Source organism: Blastococcus goldschmidtiae (assembly GCF_031845325.1).
Lineage (GTDB): Bacteria > Actinomycetota > Actinomycetes > Mycobacteriales > Geodermatophilaceae > Blastococcus > Blastococcus goldschmidtiae.
Genome location: NZ_JAVREI010000001.1, coordinates 889,224 through 905,756, shown reverse-complemented (window position 1 = coordinate 905,756; position 16,533 = coordinate 889,224). Strand labels below are relative to the sequence as shown.

Genomic DNA, 16,533 nt, shown 5'->3' with positions numbered 1-16,533 from the left:
TCAGGAGAGGTTGGTGGTGACCCGGTAGAGGACGGCGGGTCCGCGGGCGGAGACCGGGGTGCCCGCCGGCACGAACGCCGAGGCGCCCTGGGGCAGGGTCAGCTCCTCCGCAGCCGTGGCTAGCACGGCGGTGCCCTCGGTGCACAGCAGCAGCTGCGGCCCACGGGTGGTGAGCACGCCCACCTGGTCGCCGAGCCGGCAGTGGGTGAGGTCGAACTCCTCGACCGGGACCGGGTAGCGCAGGCCTCCGGCACCGAGCACCGGGTGCAGCACCGGAACGCGCCCGTCGGTGAAGTCGAGCACCTCGATCAGCGCCGCGAGGTCCACGTGCTTGCCGGTCAGCCCGCCCCGGAGCACGTTGTCGGAGCTGGCCATGACCTCGACGCCGGCGCCGGACAGGTAGGCGTGCAGGTTCCCCGCCGGCAGGAACACCGCCTCACCCGGCGCGAGGCGGAGGTGGTTGCACAGCAGCGAGATGACCACGCCGGGATCGCCGGGGTAGGTCTCGGCCAGCGCGGCCGCCCAGCGGTAGGTGTTGATGAACTCCGGGTCGTGCGCCGCCACGAACCCGCCCGCCGCCCGGGCGACCTCGCCGACCAGCACGTCGCGCTGCTCGGGCAGCAGCGCCAGCAGCTGCGGGATGGCCGACCGCAGGCCCCCGCGGGCCAGCGCGGCGATGGTCGGTTTGAGCTCGGGGACCTGCAGCTTGGCCAGGCAGTGCAGGGACTCCTCCACCGGGCGGAAGCCGCAGAGGGCCTCGACAGGTGTCAGCGCCACGAGCATCTCGGGCTTGTGGAACGGGTCCCGGAAGGTGCGCGTCGGGTCGTCCCGCGGCACCCCGGCCGCCTCCTCGGCGGCGAACCCGGCCTCGGCCTGCTCGGTGGTGGGGTGCGCCTGCAGCGACACCGGCTTCTCGGCGGCGAGCACCTTCATGAGGTACGGCAGCCGCACGCCGAACCGGTCGAGGACCTCGGGGCCCAGCATGAGCACCGGTTCGGTGGCGATGGCCTTGTCCAGCGGCACGCCGTCGGACCGGACGCTGGGCTCGTCGGGGTGGGCGCCCATCCACAGCTCCGCGTGGGGGCGGTCGGCGGGCGAGGGGTCCCCGATCAGCTCAGGGATGACGGTGTGCGAGCCCCATGGGTAGTGACGCACCGCGTTCTGAAGCTGCCACATCGGCTCAGGCTAACGCCCCGGTCCGGCGCCCGGACCTCCCGCCGGAACGGCGAGGTCTCCCTCGTGGGCGGCCTTCCCCCGTCGAGGTGAGGTCACGCCGGCGCGCACGTCGGCGGCGCCGAGCCGCGCCGCATCGGCGGTCCGGTCGTCGGGCATCCGCTGCGACTCCCGTTCCGCCTCCACCCGTGCGGTGTAGTGCGCGACCTCGCGGGCGGTGCGTTCCTCGTCCCAGCCGAGTTCCCGGGCCATGAGCGCGGCGACCCGGGGCGCGGTGTCCACGCCCCTGTGCGCCGTCTCGATGGAGATCCGCGTGCGCCGGGTCAGCACGTCGTCGAGGTGCAGCGCGCCCTCGGCGGTGACCGCGTGCACGACCTCCGCGGCGAGGTAGTCCGGAGCGCCGGGCAGCGGCTGCGCCAGCTCCGCGTCGTCCGCGGCGAGGGCCAGCAGGTCCGGCGTGCGGTCGCCGTGCCGGTGCAGCAGCCGCTCGACCGCCGCCTCGGGGAGCCCGGCGCCGGCCGCCAGCGCCCCGGCGCGGTCGCGCACCTCGCTCCAGCGGTGCGCGCCGACCAGCGGCAGGTGCGCCGTGCGGGACGCCGGCACGCCGGGCAGCCCGGCCGCGGCCGCGTCGACGGCGTCCTCGGCCATGACCCGGTAGGTCGTGTACTTGCCGCCCGCCACCAGGACCAGGCCCGGCACCGGGGTGACGACGGCGTGCTCGCGGGACAGCCGGCTGGTCTCGTCGGACTCCCCGGCGAGCAGCGGCCGCAGGCCGGCGTAGACGCCGAGGATCTGGTCGGCGTTGACCGGTCGCACGAGCACCCGGTTGACCTGGTCGAGCAGGTAGCCGATGTCGGCGCTGCTGGCCGCCGGGTGGTCGCGGTCGAGCTTCCACGGCGTGTCGGTGGTGCCGACGATCCACTGCTCGCCCCACGGGATCACGAACAGCACGCTGGTCGGGGTGCGCAGGATCAGCCCGTCCTGGGTCCCGCCCGCCGCGGCCAGCGAGCCCCCGTCGATGGCCGACCGCGGCACGACCAGGTGCACGCCCTTGGAGGCGCGCACCCGGAGGTCCGGCGCGGCGTCCCCGAGCATGGTGCCGATGTCGTCGCTCCAGACACCCGTGGCTGCCACGACACTGCGCGCCCGCACGGTGAACGACGAGCCGTCGGTGAGGTCGGCGGCGTGCACTCCCACGACGGCCGCGTCCGGCCCCTCGCCGTCCCGCAGCAGGCCGGTGACGCGGGCGCTGGAGAGGACCCGGGCGCCGTACCCGGCGGCGGTGCGGACGACGGCCAGGGTGTGCCGCGCGTCGTCGACCTGCGCGTCCCAGTAGCGGATGGCGCCGCGCACGGCGTCGCGGCGCAGCCCCGGGAACGCCTCCAGGGTCGCGGTGCGGGAGAGGTGCCGGTGCCGGGGTATCGGCCGGTCGCGGGTGAAGGCCGCCCCCAGCACGTCGTAGAGCGCGACACCGGCGCCGAAGTAGGCGCGCTGCCACACCGGCGAGGTCAGCGGCAGCAGGAAGGGCAGCGGCTGCACCAGGTGCGGCGCGATCGTCTGCACCAGCCGGGCGCGCTCGTGCAGCGCCTCGTGCACCAGGGGGAAGGCGAGCTGCTCGAGGTAGCGCAACCCGCCGTGGATGAGCTTGCTCGAGCGGCTGGAGGTGCCCGCCGCGAAGTCGCGCGCCTCCAGCAGCGCCACCGTGAGGCCACGGCTGGCCGCATCCAGCGCGGCGCCGGCTCCGGTGACCCCGCCGCCGATCACCAGCACGTCGACGACCTCGTCGGGCAGCCTGGCGCGGTCCGCGCGCCGACGGGCCGGTGAGAGCAGCGTGCGGTCGGTCGTCCCCGAATGCATGGCTCCTACTGTCCCCCGCTCAGTGCGACGCGGTGTCGCTCCCGGCGTGCGCTGTACGCCGATGCACCGTGAGGGTCATCACGACGACGACCAGCGCGCCGACGACGAGGCCGAGGATCGCGCTGCCGATCGTGTTGACGATCCAGCCCACGACCCCGCCCAGCGCGCCGGTGGCGTCGTGCGCGGCCTCCTCGACGTGGTGCACGAACTCGTAGAGCGGGTGGAAGCCCAGCTCGTCGGTGCCGAGCAGGATGATGTGGCCGCCGACCCACAGCATCGCGACGGTGCCGATCACGGTCAGCGCGCTCAGCAGCTTGGGCATGCCCCTGACCAGCGCCCGGCCGACGGCGGCCACCCGCTTGCCCGACCGCTGCGCCAGGCTCAGCCCGACGTCGTCCATCTTCACGATCAGGCCGACGACGCCGTAGACGAGCACGGTGATGCCGAGGGCGACGACGATCAGGATGGCCGCCCGGGACACGAAGCCCTCGCTGGCCACCTCGTTGAGCGAGATGACCATGATCTCGGCCGACAGGATGAAGTCGGTGCGGACGGCCCCGGAGACGATCGTCTTCTCGTCCGGCAGCGCGTCCTCGACCGTCGCGTGCTCCTCGGCGTGGCCGCTGAACCGATGCCAGATCTTCTCCGCGCCCTCGTAGCAGAGGTAGGCGCCGCCGATCATGAGGATCGGTGTCAGCAGGAACGGCAGGAACTCGCTGAGCAGCAGGATCGCCGGCAGGATGATCAGCAGCTTGTTGCGCAGCGACCCCAGCGCGATCTTCCGGATGATCGGCAGCTCGCGGTCGGCGTTGAGCCCGTGCACGTACTGCGGGGTCACCGCGGTGTCGTCGACGACGACGCCGGCGGCCTTGATGCTCGCCCGTCCGGCGGCGGCCCCGATGTCGTCGATCGACGCGGCGGCGGCTCGCGCCAGCACCGCGACGTCGTCCAGCAGGGCTACGAGTCCACCCGCCACGGGAAGTCCTTTCCGTCGGTCAGCACGCGTGCTCTACCCATGATGCCGACGCTGACGCGCCGGACCCGCTCACGGGCGGCCACCCCGCTCGGTGTCCAGTGCCAGACCCAGGTAGACGGCGGTGAAATCGGCGACGGCGAGCTGCCGGGCCAGGCGCGGCAACCGGCCCGAGGACGCGGCCTCCCCCTGCTCGGCGAGGCCGCTGACCGGGACGTTGTGCCGCGCGGCGGTGCGCAGCACCTCCTCCATCGCCTCGCCGGCCGACCGGGGCTCCCGCTCCCCCGCGCCGTCGTGCCCACCGGCGAGGGCGTCCCGGATGGTCAGCAGCCGGAGCCGCCGGCCGGCGTCGTCGGCCCGGTCGCGGAAGAAGTCGTCGGCGTCGTGCGGCGCCAGCGGGCCACCGAGGACGGCGCAGGCCGCGACCCGCTGGTCGGGCAGCCGGAAGTCGGTCGCGGGCAGGCCGGCGAGCGTGGCCAGCTGGTCGGCGATGCGGGTCCCCGCCGCTCCGGCGAGCGGCCCCTCCGCGGCGATGACGGGCAGCGAGTCGAGCAGCTCCAGCGCGAGGGTCTTCGCCGGGTTGACGACCGTCTCCCGTGCCGGACCGCACTCCTGCGCCGTCGCGTCGAGCGCTGCCGCGATCGCCTCCGGATTGGCCACGTCGCCGGGCAGCAGACCGAGGTCGGAGGCGAGCAGGAGCATCGGCGTCAGCAGCGACCACAGGGTCGTGTGCTGCACCCGGGAGCCCGGCAGGGCCACGTACGGCGCACGGGCGACCGAGCAGGCCGCGCGCAGCGGCGCGTCCTCCCCCCCGATCCCCAGCAGCGAGATGCCGCGGCGGGCGGCCTCGTACGCCGGGCCGACGGCGTACGCGCCGGCTCCGGTGCGGGTCGCGACCACGACGACGTCACTCGGCCCGGTCCACGCCGGCAGCGCCGGCCCCGGCAGGACGTCGACGGTCACCGGGCTGGCCGGCCCGAGGAGCGCCCGCAGCACCGAGGCGGCGACGGCGCCCTCGCGGCGGGCGACGATGACCAGCCCCCGGGGCCGCCCCCCGTCGGTGATCCGCGCCAGCCCGGTCTCCCGGGTCAGGCGCGCGGTCTCCCGCACCTGCGCGCCGGCACCCGCGACCGCCGGGAGCAGGCTCCGCGGATCACGGGCCCGCATGACGTCGAGGTCGTCGAGGACCTCCTCGGCGAGCTCGGGCGGGATCATGCGCCGTGTTCTCGGCCCGCCCCGCCACCCTGGCCCGCCCCGCCGCCCTGGCCCGCCCCGCCACCCTGGCCCGCCCCGCCACCCCGGCGACGCGCCTCGTCCAGGAGCAGCACGGGGATGCCGTCGCGCACGGGGAAGACCCGGTCGCAGGTGGTGCACAGCAGCTCGCCGGCCGCCTCGTCGACGGTCAGCGGGCTGTGGTGGGTGTCGGGGCAGGCCAGGATGGACAGCAGCTCGGGGTCCAGCCCCAGCGGTCCACCGGTCGTCGTGTCGCTCGTCATGCTCGCACCATCTCCAGTACCTGATCCCGAACTTCGGTCATCCGCGCCTCGTCCGGCGCTTCCACGTTCAGCCGCAGCAGCGGCTCGGTGTTGCTCGCCCGCAGGTTGAACCATGCGCCGTCGGACAGCTCGACGGTGAGCCCGTCCAGCTCGTCGATCCGCGCGCCCTCCCTGTCGGCGAACGCCGCACGCACGTCGGCCATCCGCGCCGGCGCGTCGTCCACCGTGGAGTTGATCTCCCCGGAGGCCGCGTAGCGCGAGTAGGCCGCGGTCAGCTCGGACAACGTGCCGGACTGCTCGCCGAGCGCGGCGAGCACGTGCATGGCCGCCAGCATCCCGGTGTCGGCCCGCCAGAAGTCGCGGAAGTAGTAGTGCGCCGAGTGCTCGCCGCCGAAGACGGCGTCGGTGCGGGCCATCTCGGCCTTGATGAACGAGTGGCCGACCCGCGTGCGCACCGGCTCGCCCCCGTGCTCGCGCACGATCTCGGGCACGGCCTTCGAGGTGATCAGGTTGTGGATGATCGTCGTCCCGCGGCCCTTGGCCAGCTCGCGGACCGCGACCAGCGCGGTGACCGCCGAGGGGCTCACCGGCTCGCCGCGCTCGTCGATGACGAAGACCCGGTCGGCGTCGCCGTCGAAGGCCAGCCCGATGTCGGCGCCGTGCTCGCGGACGGCGGCCTGCAGGTCGACGAGGTTCGCCGGGTCCAGCGGGTTGGCCTCGTGGTTGGGGAAGGAGCCGTCCAGCTCGAAGTACATCGGCACGACGTCCAGGGGGAGGCCGGCCAGGACCACCGGCACGGTGTGCCCGCCCATGCCGTTGCCGGCGTCCACCACGACCTTGAGCGGCCGCATGCCCGACAGGTCGACCAGCCCGCGCAGATGGGCGGCGTACTCGGCGAGCACGTCGCGCTGGGACACCGCGCCCACCCGGTCGGGCTCGCGGTCGTAGCCGTCCCGCTCGGCGGACGCGCGGATGTCGGCCAGCCCGGAGTCCTGCCCGATCGGCGCCGCGCCCGCGCGGCACATCTTGATGCCGTTGTACCTGGCCGGGTTGTGGCTGGCCGTGAACATGGCGCCCGGGATGCCCAGCGACCCGGAGGCGAAGTACAGCATGTCGGTCGAGCCGAGCCCGGCCTCGACGACGTCGAGCCCTCGGCTGATCACACCCTCGGCGAAGGCCCGCGAGAGGGGCACCGAGGAGTCCCGCATGTCGTGCGCGGTGACCACCGACGTGGCGCCGCTGTCGGCGTGGACGAACTCGGCGAAGGCGGCGCCGATGGACCGCGCCACGACCTCGTCCCACTGGTCGGGGACCACGCCCCGGACGTCGTAGGCCTTGATGATCGATGAGAGGTCGTCCACGTCCGCGACCCTATCGGCGCGCCCGGTGGTCCGCTCGGACGGCCACCCGTCCGGGTCCGGCGCCACCCGCACCGCCGCGGACGGCGCTGCTCAGGGGAGGTCGGGCAGGACGCGCAGGTGACCGCGCCGGGTGCCGCGGCCGTCGTCGGCCGGGTCGCGCGCCGGCTCGGGCCGGGCGGCCTCGCGGACGGCGTCGGCCAGCGCGAGCAGGTCGTCACCGGTCGGCCCGACGTCCTCGAGATCGATCTCGTGCCGGACGACCTCCCAGCCGCGGGGCACGGTCAGCCGCTCGGCGTGGAACTCGCAGAGGTCGTAGCTGTGCGGCTCCGAGAAGGTCGCCAACGGCCCGACAACGGCCATCGACTCCGCGTACACATAGGTCAGAGTCGCCGCTGCCGGTTGCGCGCAGCCGCTGCGCGAGCAGCGACGTGACTGCCTCACCACCGGTTCCTCACGCAAGGCACAGTAAACCCGCCTGCGGGCCCGCCGCAGCAGGCACACCGGGATGTCGGACGCGGTGGTCCCATCCTGCACGATGACCCCGTGGGCATCGACACAGGTCCGGTCCTCGTCCTGGGCGGGCGCAGCGAGATCGGCGTGGCCGTCGCCGTCCGGCTCGCCGTACTCGGCTGCGACACGTTCGTGCTGGCCGCACGGCGGGCCGCCGACCTGGACGCGCAGGAGTCCCAGCTGCGCCGCGCGGGCGCCACGACCGTCGGCCGGGTCGCCTTCGACGCCGACGACCTCGCAGGTCACGCGGCCGTCCTCGCCGAGGTCGAGGAGCGCTTCGGCGTCCCGGCGACGGTGGTCGTGGCCTTCGGCGTGCTGGGCGACCAGGCCCTCGCCGAGCGCGACCCGGCCGCCGCGGTCGCCGTCGTCCACACCGACTACACCGCCCAGGTGCACGTGCTCACCCTGCTGGCCGACCGGCTGCGGGCGGCCGGTCGCGGCACGGTCGTCGTCTTCTCCTCGGTGGCCGGGGTGCGGGTGCGGCGGGCCAACTACGTCTACGGCTCGGCCAAGGCAGGGCTCGACGGGTTCGCCAGCGGGCTGGCCGACGCGCTGGCCGGCTCCGGGGTGCGGCTGCTGCTCGTCCGCCCCGGCTTCGTCATCGGCCGGATGACCGAGGGCATGTCACCGGCCCCGTTCTCCAGCACGCCGGACCAGGTGGCCGATGCCGTCGTCGCGGGGCTGCGGGGACGCCGGGGCGAGGTGTGGGTCCCGGCCGTGCTGCGGCCGGTCTTCTTCCTCCTGCGGCTGCTCCCCCGCGCCGTCTGGCGGCGGATGCCGCGGTGACCGCGTCGCCGCACCGGCGCCCGCTCGGCGCCGTAGGCTTCCCGCCGTCATGACCGACCCCGCCCGCCGCCCTCCCCTCTCGCGCCGTCCCGCCCGCTCCCGCCGCGACCGCCACGGCCGGGGCCTGCGCGGCCGCCTGGTGCCGGCCGAGGTGCCCCTGGCGCGCAGCCGCGCCGAGCAGTTCGACGACCTGGTGCTGGATGCGGTCGAGGAGCTCGAGCGCCGGTGGGAGCGCGAGCTCGCCGGTGTGGAGTTCGCCGTCGAGGACGTGCCGTGGGTGGACCACACCAGCCCCGACGACGTGGTGCTCGACGCCGACGTGCTGGACGACGCCAGCGTGCCGCTCGCCCGCGTCCTGCCCGCCCACCGCGAGGACGACCGCGAGGTGCCGCCGCGGATCATCGTCTACCGGCGGCCACTGGAGCTGCGGGCCGGTGACCGGGACGACCTCGCCGACCTGGTGCGCGACGTGGTGGTCGACCAGGTGGCCGTGCTGCTGGGCCGCGACCCCGAGGAGATCGACCCCACCGGCTGAGCGGCTCCCCCCGGCCGTCCTGCGATGCTGGGCGCGATGGACGTTCCCGCCGCGGCCGCCGGGCCCTGGATCGCGCTCGGCGCGGTGCTGGGGATCCTGCTCGTCCTCGCGACCGGCGCGGCCGTGCTCCGGCTCCGCTCGCCGTCCACCCCGACGGCGCCGCCCCGGCCGGCCGTTCCGCCCCGGGACGACCTCGCCGACTTCCTGGCCTCCCCGCCGGGCACCCGGGACGTCCCGGCCGACGACGACCGCGACGACACCTGGGCCCCGCTCGGTCCGCTGCCCGTGGTCCCCGCCGGAACCCGGACCGACCCACCCCCGCCGCCGGGCTCCCGACCCGGCACGGTGCTCGCCGGCCTCGCGGTCGTCGCCCTGCTGCTGGTCGGCGTCGCGGCCGCCCTCGCGGCGTCCGCCCGATCGCCGCAGCCGTCACCCGACGCCACGACGGGCGGCAGCTCCGCTGCCACGCCCGCCTCGCCCTCCGGTGGCCGGGACGAGATCGCCGCCCGGCTGGCCTTCGGCGGCGTCGTCCTCGAGGAACACGCCGTCGGCATCACCGCCGCCTACCCGGAGCTGGAGCTCTCCGCCGACGACGCGGGGGGCGCCGTCGCGCGCCTGCGGCTGCCCACCGTCAACTGCCTGGCCACGTCCGCTCCGCCCGAGGCCGGCGCTCCGGGCTGCCGGACCGGGCGCACCGAGTACGCCGAGCTGGCCGGCCCCGACCTGCGCGTCGTCCGCGACGGTGACCAGCTCTCCGTGTCCGGCCGGTTCCCGACCTACCTCCGCTCCCCGGGAGCCCCGGTGGAGTGGACCGGGCGGAGCTACGACCTGTCGGCCACCGTCGAGGCCACCGGCGAGGAGCGGGCCGGATGGCGGACCGCCGAGGGCGAGCTGCGCTGGGAGGACCAGCGCACCACCACGCGGACCGACGGGACGCCGAGCGTCCTGCGCCCGGACGCCTGAGCCGCGGCTACGAGCGCCGGGCGGTCACCGGCTCACGACCGACGGCGACCCGGGTGCGCCTGCCCCGGACGACACCGCAGCCGCCGACGGGGATCGTCGACGGCTGCAGGTGACGTGCTGGAACGGCCCCCTCCCGGGGCCCGGGCCGAGCGTGCGAGGGCTGGGGAGGAGGGGGTCCTTCGTCAGACGGCGCGGCGGCGCAGTCGACGGCGCTCGCGCTCGGAGAGACCGCCCCAGATGCCGAAGCGCTCGTCGTTGGAGAGCGCGTACTCGAGGCACTCGGCCTTGACCTCGCAGCCGGTGCAGATCTTCTTCGCCTCACGGGTGGAGCCGCCCTTCTCGGGGAAGAACGCCTCCGGGTCCGTCTCGGCGCACAGCGCGCGCTCCTGCCAGGACTGCGCCTCGGACTCCAGGCCGATGCCCAGCAGCCCGCTGATCCCGGTACCGGAGGGGGCAGCCAGGCCCTGTCCGGCGCCCGCGCCGAACCGGTCGGTCGTCCGGTCGCTCCCGTTGACGTAATCGCTCAACCACGAGACCTCGGCCATGACGATGCTCCCCTCTCGCTCTCGTCCCGGTGCGCGGCTGTCGAGACGTTCCCGACCCGCTCAGCACTCGATGACGTCGACGGAATTACACGCGTGTCGTTGCTCGCCCGTCAACTTTGCCCGGTGTAAGCGACACGCCACACCAGCCCCATCCGTCACGGGCCCTTCGTCACATCTCGTCTGCTACCCCGACACGCCCGTGGAACAGTGCACAACTGCCTATCGGGCACGATGTGTTTCGTGCAGATCGTGGTGCTGGCTGGTGGGACCGGAGGGGCTCGATTCCTGAGGGGGGTGCGGGCGGCCGCGCCCGAGGCGGAGATCACCGCGGTGGTGAACACCGGCGACGACGTGACCCTGCACGGGCTGCGCATCTGCCCGGACCTCGACACCGTCGTCTACACCCTCGGCGGGGGCATCGACGAGGACCGCGGGTGGGGCCGGACGGGCGAGAGCTGGACGGTCAAGGAGGAGCTGGCCTCCTACGGCGCGGACCCCGACTGGTTCGGCCTCGGTGACCGCGACCTGGCCACGCACCTCATCCGCACCCGCATGCTCGACGCCGGCTACCCCCTGTCGGCCGTCACCGCGGCGCTGGCCGACCGCTGGCAGCCCGGCGTCACGGTGCTGCCGATGAGCGACCAGCGGGTCGAGACCCACGTCGTCGTGACCGACCCGCAGAACGACCGTCCGCGAGCCATCCACTTCCAGGAGTGGTGGGTGCGGCACCGGGCGGAGTTGGCGGCGTCGGCCTTCGTGCAGGTCGGTGTGGACGCGGCGCGCCCCGGCCCGGGAGTGGCCGAGGCGTTCGCCGGCGCCGACGCCGTCCTGCTCGCGCCGTCGAACCCGGTGGTCTCCATCGGGACGATCCTGGGCGTCCCCGGCATGCGTGAGGCGCTCCTGGCCACGCCGGGGCGCATCGCCGGCGTCTCACCCGTCGTCGGCGGCGCGGTCGTGCGCGGGATGGCCGACCGTTGCCTGCCCGTGCTCGGCATCGAGGTCAGCGCCGAGGGGGTGGGCCGGCACTACGGCGCCCGCTCGGACGGCGGGCTGCTCGATGCGTGGCTGGTGCACCCCGGCGACGGGGCCGACGTCCCCGCCGTGGACGTCCGGCAGGTCCCGCTGCTCATGTCCTCCCCCGAGGCGACGACGGCGCTGGCCCGCGCCGCCCTGGACGCAGCCGTAGAAGGACCCCCCGGCCCCCCACCGCTCGCAAGCTCGCGGCGGGACCCTGCCGGGCGGCCGGATGCCTGACGTTCCGCGGGGGGTCTCGATCCTGCCCGTCGCGGGGCTGCCGGAGTTCGCGCCGGGCGACGACCTCGCCGCCGCGATCGCCGGGCGCGCCCCGTGGCTGGCCGCCGGCGACGTCGTGGTCGTGACCTCGAAGGTGGTCTCCAAGGTCGAGGGGGCGCTGGTCCGGGTCGAGCCCGGTGCCGACCGCGAGGCCGCGCGGCAGTCCGCCATCGACGGCCAGACCGTGCGGGTCGTGGCCCGGCGCGGACCGCTGAAGATCGTGCAGACCCCGCACGGCTGGGTGGTGGCCGCGGCGGGCATCGACGCGTCCAACGTCGACCAGGGCTCGCTGGTCCTGCTCCCGGAGGACTCCGACGCCTCGGCACGCGCCCTGCGGGCCCGGCTCGCGGACCTGCTCGGCGTCGACGTCGCCGTGGTGGTGAGCGACACCTTCGGCCGCACCTGGCGCGAGGGGCTGACCGACGTCGCCGTCGGCTCGGCCGGGATCGCGGCGCTCGTGGACCACCGGGGTGCCGTCGACGCCCACGGCAACCGGCTGGAGACGACCCGGATCGCCCTGGTGGACGAGCTCGCGTCCGCCGCCGACCTGGTCAAGGGCAAGCTCGACGGCGTGCCGGTCGCGGTGGTCCGCGGTCTCCCGGCGGTTCCGCCCGACCCCGACGAGGGCACCCGGCCGCTGGTGCGACTGCCCGGCGACGACCTGTTCCCCTACGGCTCCCGGGACGTGGTCGGCACCCGCTCCCCCGCCCCCGACCTGGTGCCGCGCGCCGGTGAGCTCGACGCGGTGACGGCCGCCCTCCGCACCGCCAGCGCCGCGCTGCCGGAGTTCCCCGTGGTGCTGCGCTACGGCGGGGAGGGCGACGGCGTCGTCGACGTCCACCTGAGCGACGCCGTGACCACCACGACCGCGGTCAACCTCGGGGCGCTGCTGGGTGCGGCGATCGTGCAGCTGCACGCGGAGGGCTGGGCCACCCGCTGGGAGCCGGCCGCCACGGCGGGTGGCACCTCACTCATCGGGAGGCTGTGGCTGGGCGTCCGGCCCACCGGGGGCGGCTCCGGTCGGTAACGTGCCTGCTCATGCGCGGGATCATCCTGGCCGGGGGCACGGGGAGTCGGCTCTTCCCCATCACCCAGGCAGTGAGCAAACAGCTCATGCCGGTCTACGACAAGCCGATGATCTACTACCCGCTCTCGACGCTGATGATGGCCGGCGTCCGCGAGGTGCTGATCATCACCACCGCCGGTGACTCCGGCGCGTTCCGCGCGCTGCTGGGGGACGGCAGCCGGCTGGGCATGCGCATCGAGTACGCGGTCCAGCCGCGGCCCGAGGGCCTGGCGCAGGCCTTCCTGATCGGCGCGGAGTTCCTCGACGGCGAGGCGGCCGCGCTCGTGCTGGGCGACAACATCTTCTACGGCGCCGGCCTGGGCACCGCCCTGGCACGGCTGCCGGAGCCGGCCGGTGGCCACGTGTTCGCCTACCACGTCGCCAACCCGCAGGAGTACGGCGTCGTGGAGTTCGACCCCGACGGCCGGGTGCTCTCCATCGAGGAGAAGCCGGCCGCCCCCAAGAGCTCCTACGCCGTCCCCGGGCTGTACTTCTACGCGGGCGACGTCGTCGAGGTGGCGCGGGGCATCACGCCCAGCGCCCGCGGCGAGCTGGAGATCACCGCGGTGAACGAGCACTACCTGCGCGAGGACCGGCTCACCGTCACCGTGCTGGACCGCGGCACCGCCTGGCTGGACACCGGCACGTTCGCCTCCCTGCGCCAGGCCACGGAGTTCGTCTCGGTGGTCGAGGAACGACAGGGCCTCAAGATCGGATGCATCGAGGAGGTCGCCTGGCGCAACGGCTGGCTGGACGACGAGGGCCTGCTGCGCGCGGCCGGGCCGCTGGGCAAGAGCGGCTACGGCGACTACCTGCTCGGCCTGCTCGCCCAGCCGCACTGACGGCGGCCGGGCCGGCTAGATCCGGCGGTGGTCGGTCGGGGCGTTGCGGGGCCCGAACCGCGGCGCCCGCGCCATCCCGTTGACCAGCAGTAGCCGCACCACCCGGTGCCGCTGCCCCGTCCACGGCGCGAGCAGCGCCATCATCGTGTCGTCGTCGGTGCGGACGGCGCCGGTCAGCGCGAAACCGACCTGGTTCTTCAGGTGGAAGTCCCCGTAGCTGACGGTGTCCGGACAGCCGAAGACCCGCTGCACGACCTCGGCCGCGGTCCACCGGCCGATGCCGGGGACCGTCGTCAGCCGGCGCCGCAGGTCCGCCGGATCGACCGCCTCGGGCGGCTCCATGCGGGCGGCGACCGTCGTGACGGCCCGCAGCGCCCGGCGGCGGGCGCCGTCCAGGCCGCAGCGGTGCCACTCCCAATCGGTCACGTCGAGCAGCCGGCGGGGCGACGGCGGCACCCGCATGCCCTCCGGCGCGGGCCCGGGCGCCGGCTCCCCCGCCAGCCGCAGCAGCGCCCGCCACACGCGGTGCGCCTCGATCGTGGTGACCTTCTGCTCCAGGACGGCGGGCACCAGGGCGTCCCACGTCCGCTCGGTGCGCCCCAGCCGCAGCCACGGCGTCGTGCGCTGCAGCCGGGAGAGCAGGGGGTGCCCGCCGCAGTCCAGCGCGGCCGCGTCGTCCTCCGCACCGAGCCACGCGGGTACCCGCCGGCCGGCCCACTCCGCACCCGGCCCCCAGGCGGCGATGCGCACCTCGCCGGCTCCCACGGTGATCCGGACGGTGGCCGCGCCCTCCGGCGTGGTGGTCCCCCGCCACGTCCCGTCGGCCTCGAACCGCAGGGTGGGGTCACCCGCCCCGCGCAGATGCACCCCCAGCGTGCGCCGGACGTCGAGCGGCCAGTCCGGCCGGAAGGCCGACTCGAAGGCAGGGGCGGTCACCGGCGTACGGGCCGGCGTGGTGGTGCTCAGGGCGCGCTCCGGGGTACGAGGTGGCGTGCTCGCCTCGGGGTGGGTCAGCGGGGCACGACGGTACCCGGGACGAGCGGGGTCCGGTTCAGCTGAACCGGTCGCCGTGCCGGGACTCGACCTCCGCGAGCAGCTGCTTGACCCGTTCGGCGTCGCCCACCGGGCAGACCATGGTCACGTCCGCCGTGTGCACCACGACGCAGTCGCGGACACCGAGCAGCGTCACCAGGTGGTCCGGGTCGTCGGAGAGGACGACGTTGCCGGAGCTGTCCAGCAGCACCCGCAGGCCCCGCCCGGCGTTGCCGTCGTCGTCGGTCTCCAGGGTGTTCGCCAGCGCCGGCCACGATCCGATGTCGAGCCACTCGACGTCGAGGTCGACGACGGCGACCCGCCTCGGCTCGGCGGCCGCCGGCTCCAGGACGGCGTAGTCGACGCTGATCTTGGGCAGCGTCGGGAAGACCTCCGCCAGGACCGCGTCCCGCTCCGGTCCGGCCGGCGCGGCCACGATGCGCGCCAGGCCCTCCGCCGACTCCGGGAGGTGGTCGGCGAGGGCGTCCAGCACGGTCTGCGCCCGCCAGACGAACATGCCGGAGTTCCAGACGTACTCCCCCGAGGCCAGGTACGCCTCGGCGGTCGCGCGATCGGGCTTCTCCCGGAAGGAGGCCGCCTCGGCGGCGCCGGGCACCTCCGTCGGCGCCCCCTTCTGCACGTAGCCGAACCCGGTCGCGGGCGAGGTCGGCGTGACCCCGAGGGTCACCAGCGCGGTCGGCCGCACACCGAGGAGGTCGTAGGCGGTCGTCAGCGCCGTCACGAACCGCTCGACCGGCCGGATGACGTGGTCGGCGCTGACGACGGCGAGCTCCGCGTCCGGGTCGACGTCGGCGACCAGCGCGGCGGTCAGCCCGACGGCGTTGGCGGTGTCCCGGGCCGTCGGTTCGAGCACCAGCCGGTCGGGGCGCAGCCGGGGCAGTGCCGCGCGGACCATCTCGGCGTAGCGGGCCGCGGTGCACACCCAGATCCGGTCGGCCGGCAGCACCGCCTCGAGCCGGGCGAAGGCCTCGGCCAGCAGGCTGTGCGCGCCGCCGTCCTCGTCGGCCACGACGTCCAGCAGCTGCTTGGGGCGCTGGGCGCGGGACAGCGGCCACAGCCGGGTGCCGGAACCGCCGGCCATGATCACCGCGTGCCGCACGTCAGTCCTCCTCGCGACCGTCGGCGGGCGCGGTCGCCGGGCGTCGCTCGCCCGCGCCGAGGACGTCGAGGTCCGCGGCGCGGCGCTGGAAGCGGGCACCGGCGGCCACCCGGCCGCTGACGTAGGAGAGCAGCATCCGGGCACCCAGCCCGGCCCGGAGCGCGCCGCGCAGCGGCAGGTGCGACCGGCCGGGGTACTGCCCGGACATGTAGCGCAGTGCGCTGGCGTGGTGGACCCGCCGCATGCGGTAAGGGTCGCGCTGGGTCGCGTGCCCGCCCTCGTGGACGACGACGGCGGAGGGGACGTAGACGTGCAGCCAGCCGCGCCGGCCCAGCCGTTCGGCGAGGTCGACGTCCTCGAAGTACATGAAGTAGCCCGGGTCGAAGCCGCCCACCGACCAGAACGCCTCGAGGTTGATGAGCAGGCAGGAGCCCGACAGCCAGCCGGCCGGCCGCTCGCGCGGCGCCTCCCGCTCGCGGCGGTAGCGCGCCGTCCACGGGTTGGCCGGCCACGCCCAGCCGAGCAGCGCGTGCCCGGCACCGGTGGACAGCCGCGGCAGGTCCCGGGCCGAGGGGTAGAGGTCGCCGTCCGGCGTCTTGATGGCCGGGCCGATGGTCGCCGCCCGGGGCCAGCGCTCCGCCGCCTCGAGCAGCGCGTCGATCGAGCCGGGCTCGAAGTGCAGGTCGGGGTTGGCGACGATCGCGTAGCCGCTGGTCAGCCCCGCCAGACCGGCGTTCGCCGCGGCGCCGTAACCGATGTTGCCCCCGGTCCTGAGCATCCGGACGTTCTCGTGCTCGGCAGCCGCACGCTCCGGTTCACCGTCGGTCGAACCGTTGTCCGCCAGGACGATCTCCACCGGGCGGCTCGTGGCGGCCGCGATCGACTCGACGAAGCCACGCAGGACTGCGCCGGGCGAGTAGGTGACCGCCACGACCCGCAGCGGAGGGTCGGCAGGGACGGATCGCATGCCAAGAACGTAAC

Annotated in this window: 17 protein-coding genes; 6 read left to right on the top strand and 11 right to left on the bottom strand. The window is 75.1% G+C overall.

Features of this window, described 5'->3' with window-relative positions; translation table 11 throughout:
- From manA to RM425_RS04440, 7 genes are all read right to left on the bottom strand, one after another.
- Positions 1-1,176 (bottom strand): mannose-6-phosphate isomerase, class I, encoded by a 1,176-nt coding sequence (gene manA, locus RM425_RS04470; protein ID WP_311343956.1) that lies wholly within the window; start codon positions 1,174-1,176, stop codon positions 1-3.
- 9 nt (positions 1,177-1,185) lie between these two features.
- A complete protein-coding gene (locus RM425_RS04465; RefSeq protein WP_311343955.1) occupies positions 1,186-3,030 on the bottom strand; it encodes a glycerol-3-phosphate dehydrogenase/oxidase in 1,845 nt (614 codons plus the stop codon).
- Between the two features lie 19 nt (positions 3,031-3,049).
- Complete coding sequence (locus RM425_RS04460) at positions 3,050-4,006, bottom strand: DUF808 domain-containing protein (protein ID WP_311343954.1); 957 nt, start codon at positions 4,004-4,006, stop codon at positions 3,050-3,052.
- A gap of 69 nt (positions 4,007-4,075) precedes the next feature.
- On the bottom strand, positions 4,076-5,218 hold the full coding sequence (locus tag RM425_RS04455) for an SIS domain-containing protein (protein ID WP_311343953.1): 1,143 nt from the start codon (positions 5,216-5,218) through the stop codon (positions 4,076-4,078).
- The gene (locus RM425_RS21600) at positions 5,215-5,499 is read right to left on the bottom strand and encodes a Trm112 family protein (RefSeq protein ID WP_396137019.1); all 285 of its coding nucleotides are present in this window, start codon (positions 5,497-5,499) and stop codon (positions 5,215-5,217) included. Before RM425_RS21600 ends, RM425_RS04455 begins: the two co-directional genes overlap by 4 nt.
- On the bottom strand, positions 5,496-6,860 hold the full coding sequence (locus RM425_RS04445) for a phosphomannomutase/phosphoglucomutase (protein ID WP_311343952.1): 1,365 nt from the start codon (positions 6,858-6,860) through the stop codon (positions 5,496-5,498). The genes RM425_RS21600 and RM425_RS04445 overlap by 4 nt, the downstream gene beginning before the upstream one ends.
- Before the next feature lie 90 nt (positions 6,861-6,950).
- Entirely contained in the window at positions 6,951-7,301 is a 351-nt protein-coding gene (locus RM425_RS04440) for a DUF3499 domain-containing protein (protein ID WP_311343951.1), read from the bottom strand.
- A gap of 102 nt (positions 7,302-7,403) precedes the next feature.
- Between RM425_RS04440 and RM425_RS04435 the strand changes: the two genes are divergently transcribed.
- Genes RM425_RS04435 through RM425_RS04425 form a run of 3 tightly spaced genes read left to right on the top strand, consistent with a single transcriptional unit; the run spans position 7,404 to position 9,654 of the window.
- Positions 7,404-8,156, top strand: a complete 753-nt coding sequence (locus RM425_RS04435; RefSeq protein WP_311343950.1) for an SDR family NAD(P)-dependent oxidoreductase — start codon at positions 7,404-7,406, stop codon at positions 8,154-8,156.
- A 49-nt stretch (positions 8,157-8,205) separates the two neighbouring features.
- A complete protein-coding gene (locus RM425_RS04430; protein ID WP_311343949.1) occupies positions 8,206-8,691 on the top strand; it encodes a metallopeptidase family protein in 486 nt (161 codons plus the stop codon).
- A gap of 36 nt (positions 8,692-8,727) precedes the next feature.
- Positions 8,728-9,654, top strand: coding sequence for a hypothetical protein (locus tag RM425_RS04425; protein ID WP_311343948.1), 927 nt, complete (start codon positions 8,728-8,730; stop codon positions 9,652-9,654).
- 182 nt (positions 9,655-9,836) lie between these two features.
- Here the strand turns inward: RM425_RS04425 and RM425_RS04420 are convergent, their stop codons facing one another.
- Positions 9,837-10,091, bottom strand: a complete 255-nt coding sequence (locus RM425_RS04420; RefSeq protein ID WP_311344033.1) for a WhiB family transcriptional regulator — start codon at positions 10,089-10,091, stop codon at positions 9,837-9,839.
- Positions 10,092-10,439: 348 nt separating this feature from the next.
- On the opposite strand from RM425_RS04420, the gene cofD reads away from it, so the two are divergent.
- The 3 genes from cofD to rfbA are packed head-to-tail and all read left to right on the top strand — an operon-like array spanning position 10,440 to position 13,400.
- The gene (cofD, locus tag RM425_RS04415) at positions 10,440-11,453 is read left to right on the top strand and encodes a 2-phospho-L-lactate transferase (protein ID WP_311343947.1); all 1,014 of its coding nucleotides are present in this window, start codon (positions 10,440-10,442) and stop codon (positions 11,451-11,453) included.
- Positions 11,446-12,519, top strand: coding sequence for a coenzyme F420-0:L-glutamate ligase (locus RM425_RS04410; RefSeq protein ID WP_311343946.1), 1,074 nt, complete (start codon positions 11,446-11,448; stop codon positions 12,517-12,519). The genes cofD and RM425_RS04410 overlap by 8 nt, the downstream gene beginning before the upstream one ends.
- Positions 12,520-12,530: 11 nt before the next feature.
- Complete coding sequence (gene rfbA, locus RM425_RS04405) at positions 12,531-13,400, top strand: glucose-1-phosphate thymidylyltransferase RfbA (protein WP_311343945.1); 870 nt, start codon at positions 12,531-12,533, stop codon at positions 13,398-13,400.
- 15 nt (positions 13,401-13,415) lie between these two features.
- Here rfbA and RM425_RS04400 read toward each other — a convergent pair whose 3' ends face one another.
- From RM425_RS04400 to RM425_RS04390, 3 genes are all read right to left on the bottom strand, one after another.
- Positions 13,416-14,336, bottom strand: a complete 921-nt coding sequence (locus RM425_RS04400) for a DNA-3-methyladenine glycosylase family protein (RefSeq protein ID WP_311343944.1) — start codon at positions 14,334-14,336, stop codon at positions 13,416-13,418.
- A 115-nt stretch (positions 14,337-14,451) separates the two neighbouring features.
- Positions 14,452-15,552, bottom strand: coding sequence for a mannose-1-phosphate guanylyltransferase (locus RM425_RS04395; RefSeq protein WP_311343943.1), 1,101 nt, complete (start codon positions 15,550-15,552; stop codon positions 14,452-14,454).
- A gap of 1 nt (position 15,553) precedes the next feature.
- Positions 15,554-16,519 (bottom strand): glycosyltransferase family 2 protein, encoded by a 966-nt coding sequence (locus RM425_RS04390; RefSeq protein ID WP_311343942.1) that lies wholly within the window; start codon positions 16,517-16,519, stop codon positions 15,554-15,556.
- Between the last annotated feature and the right edge of the window lie 14 nt (positions 16,520-16,533).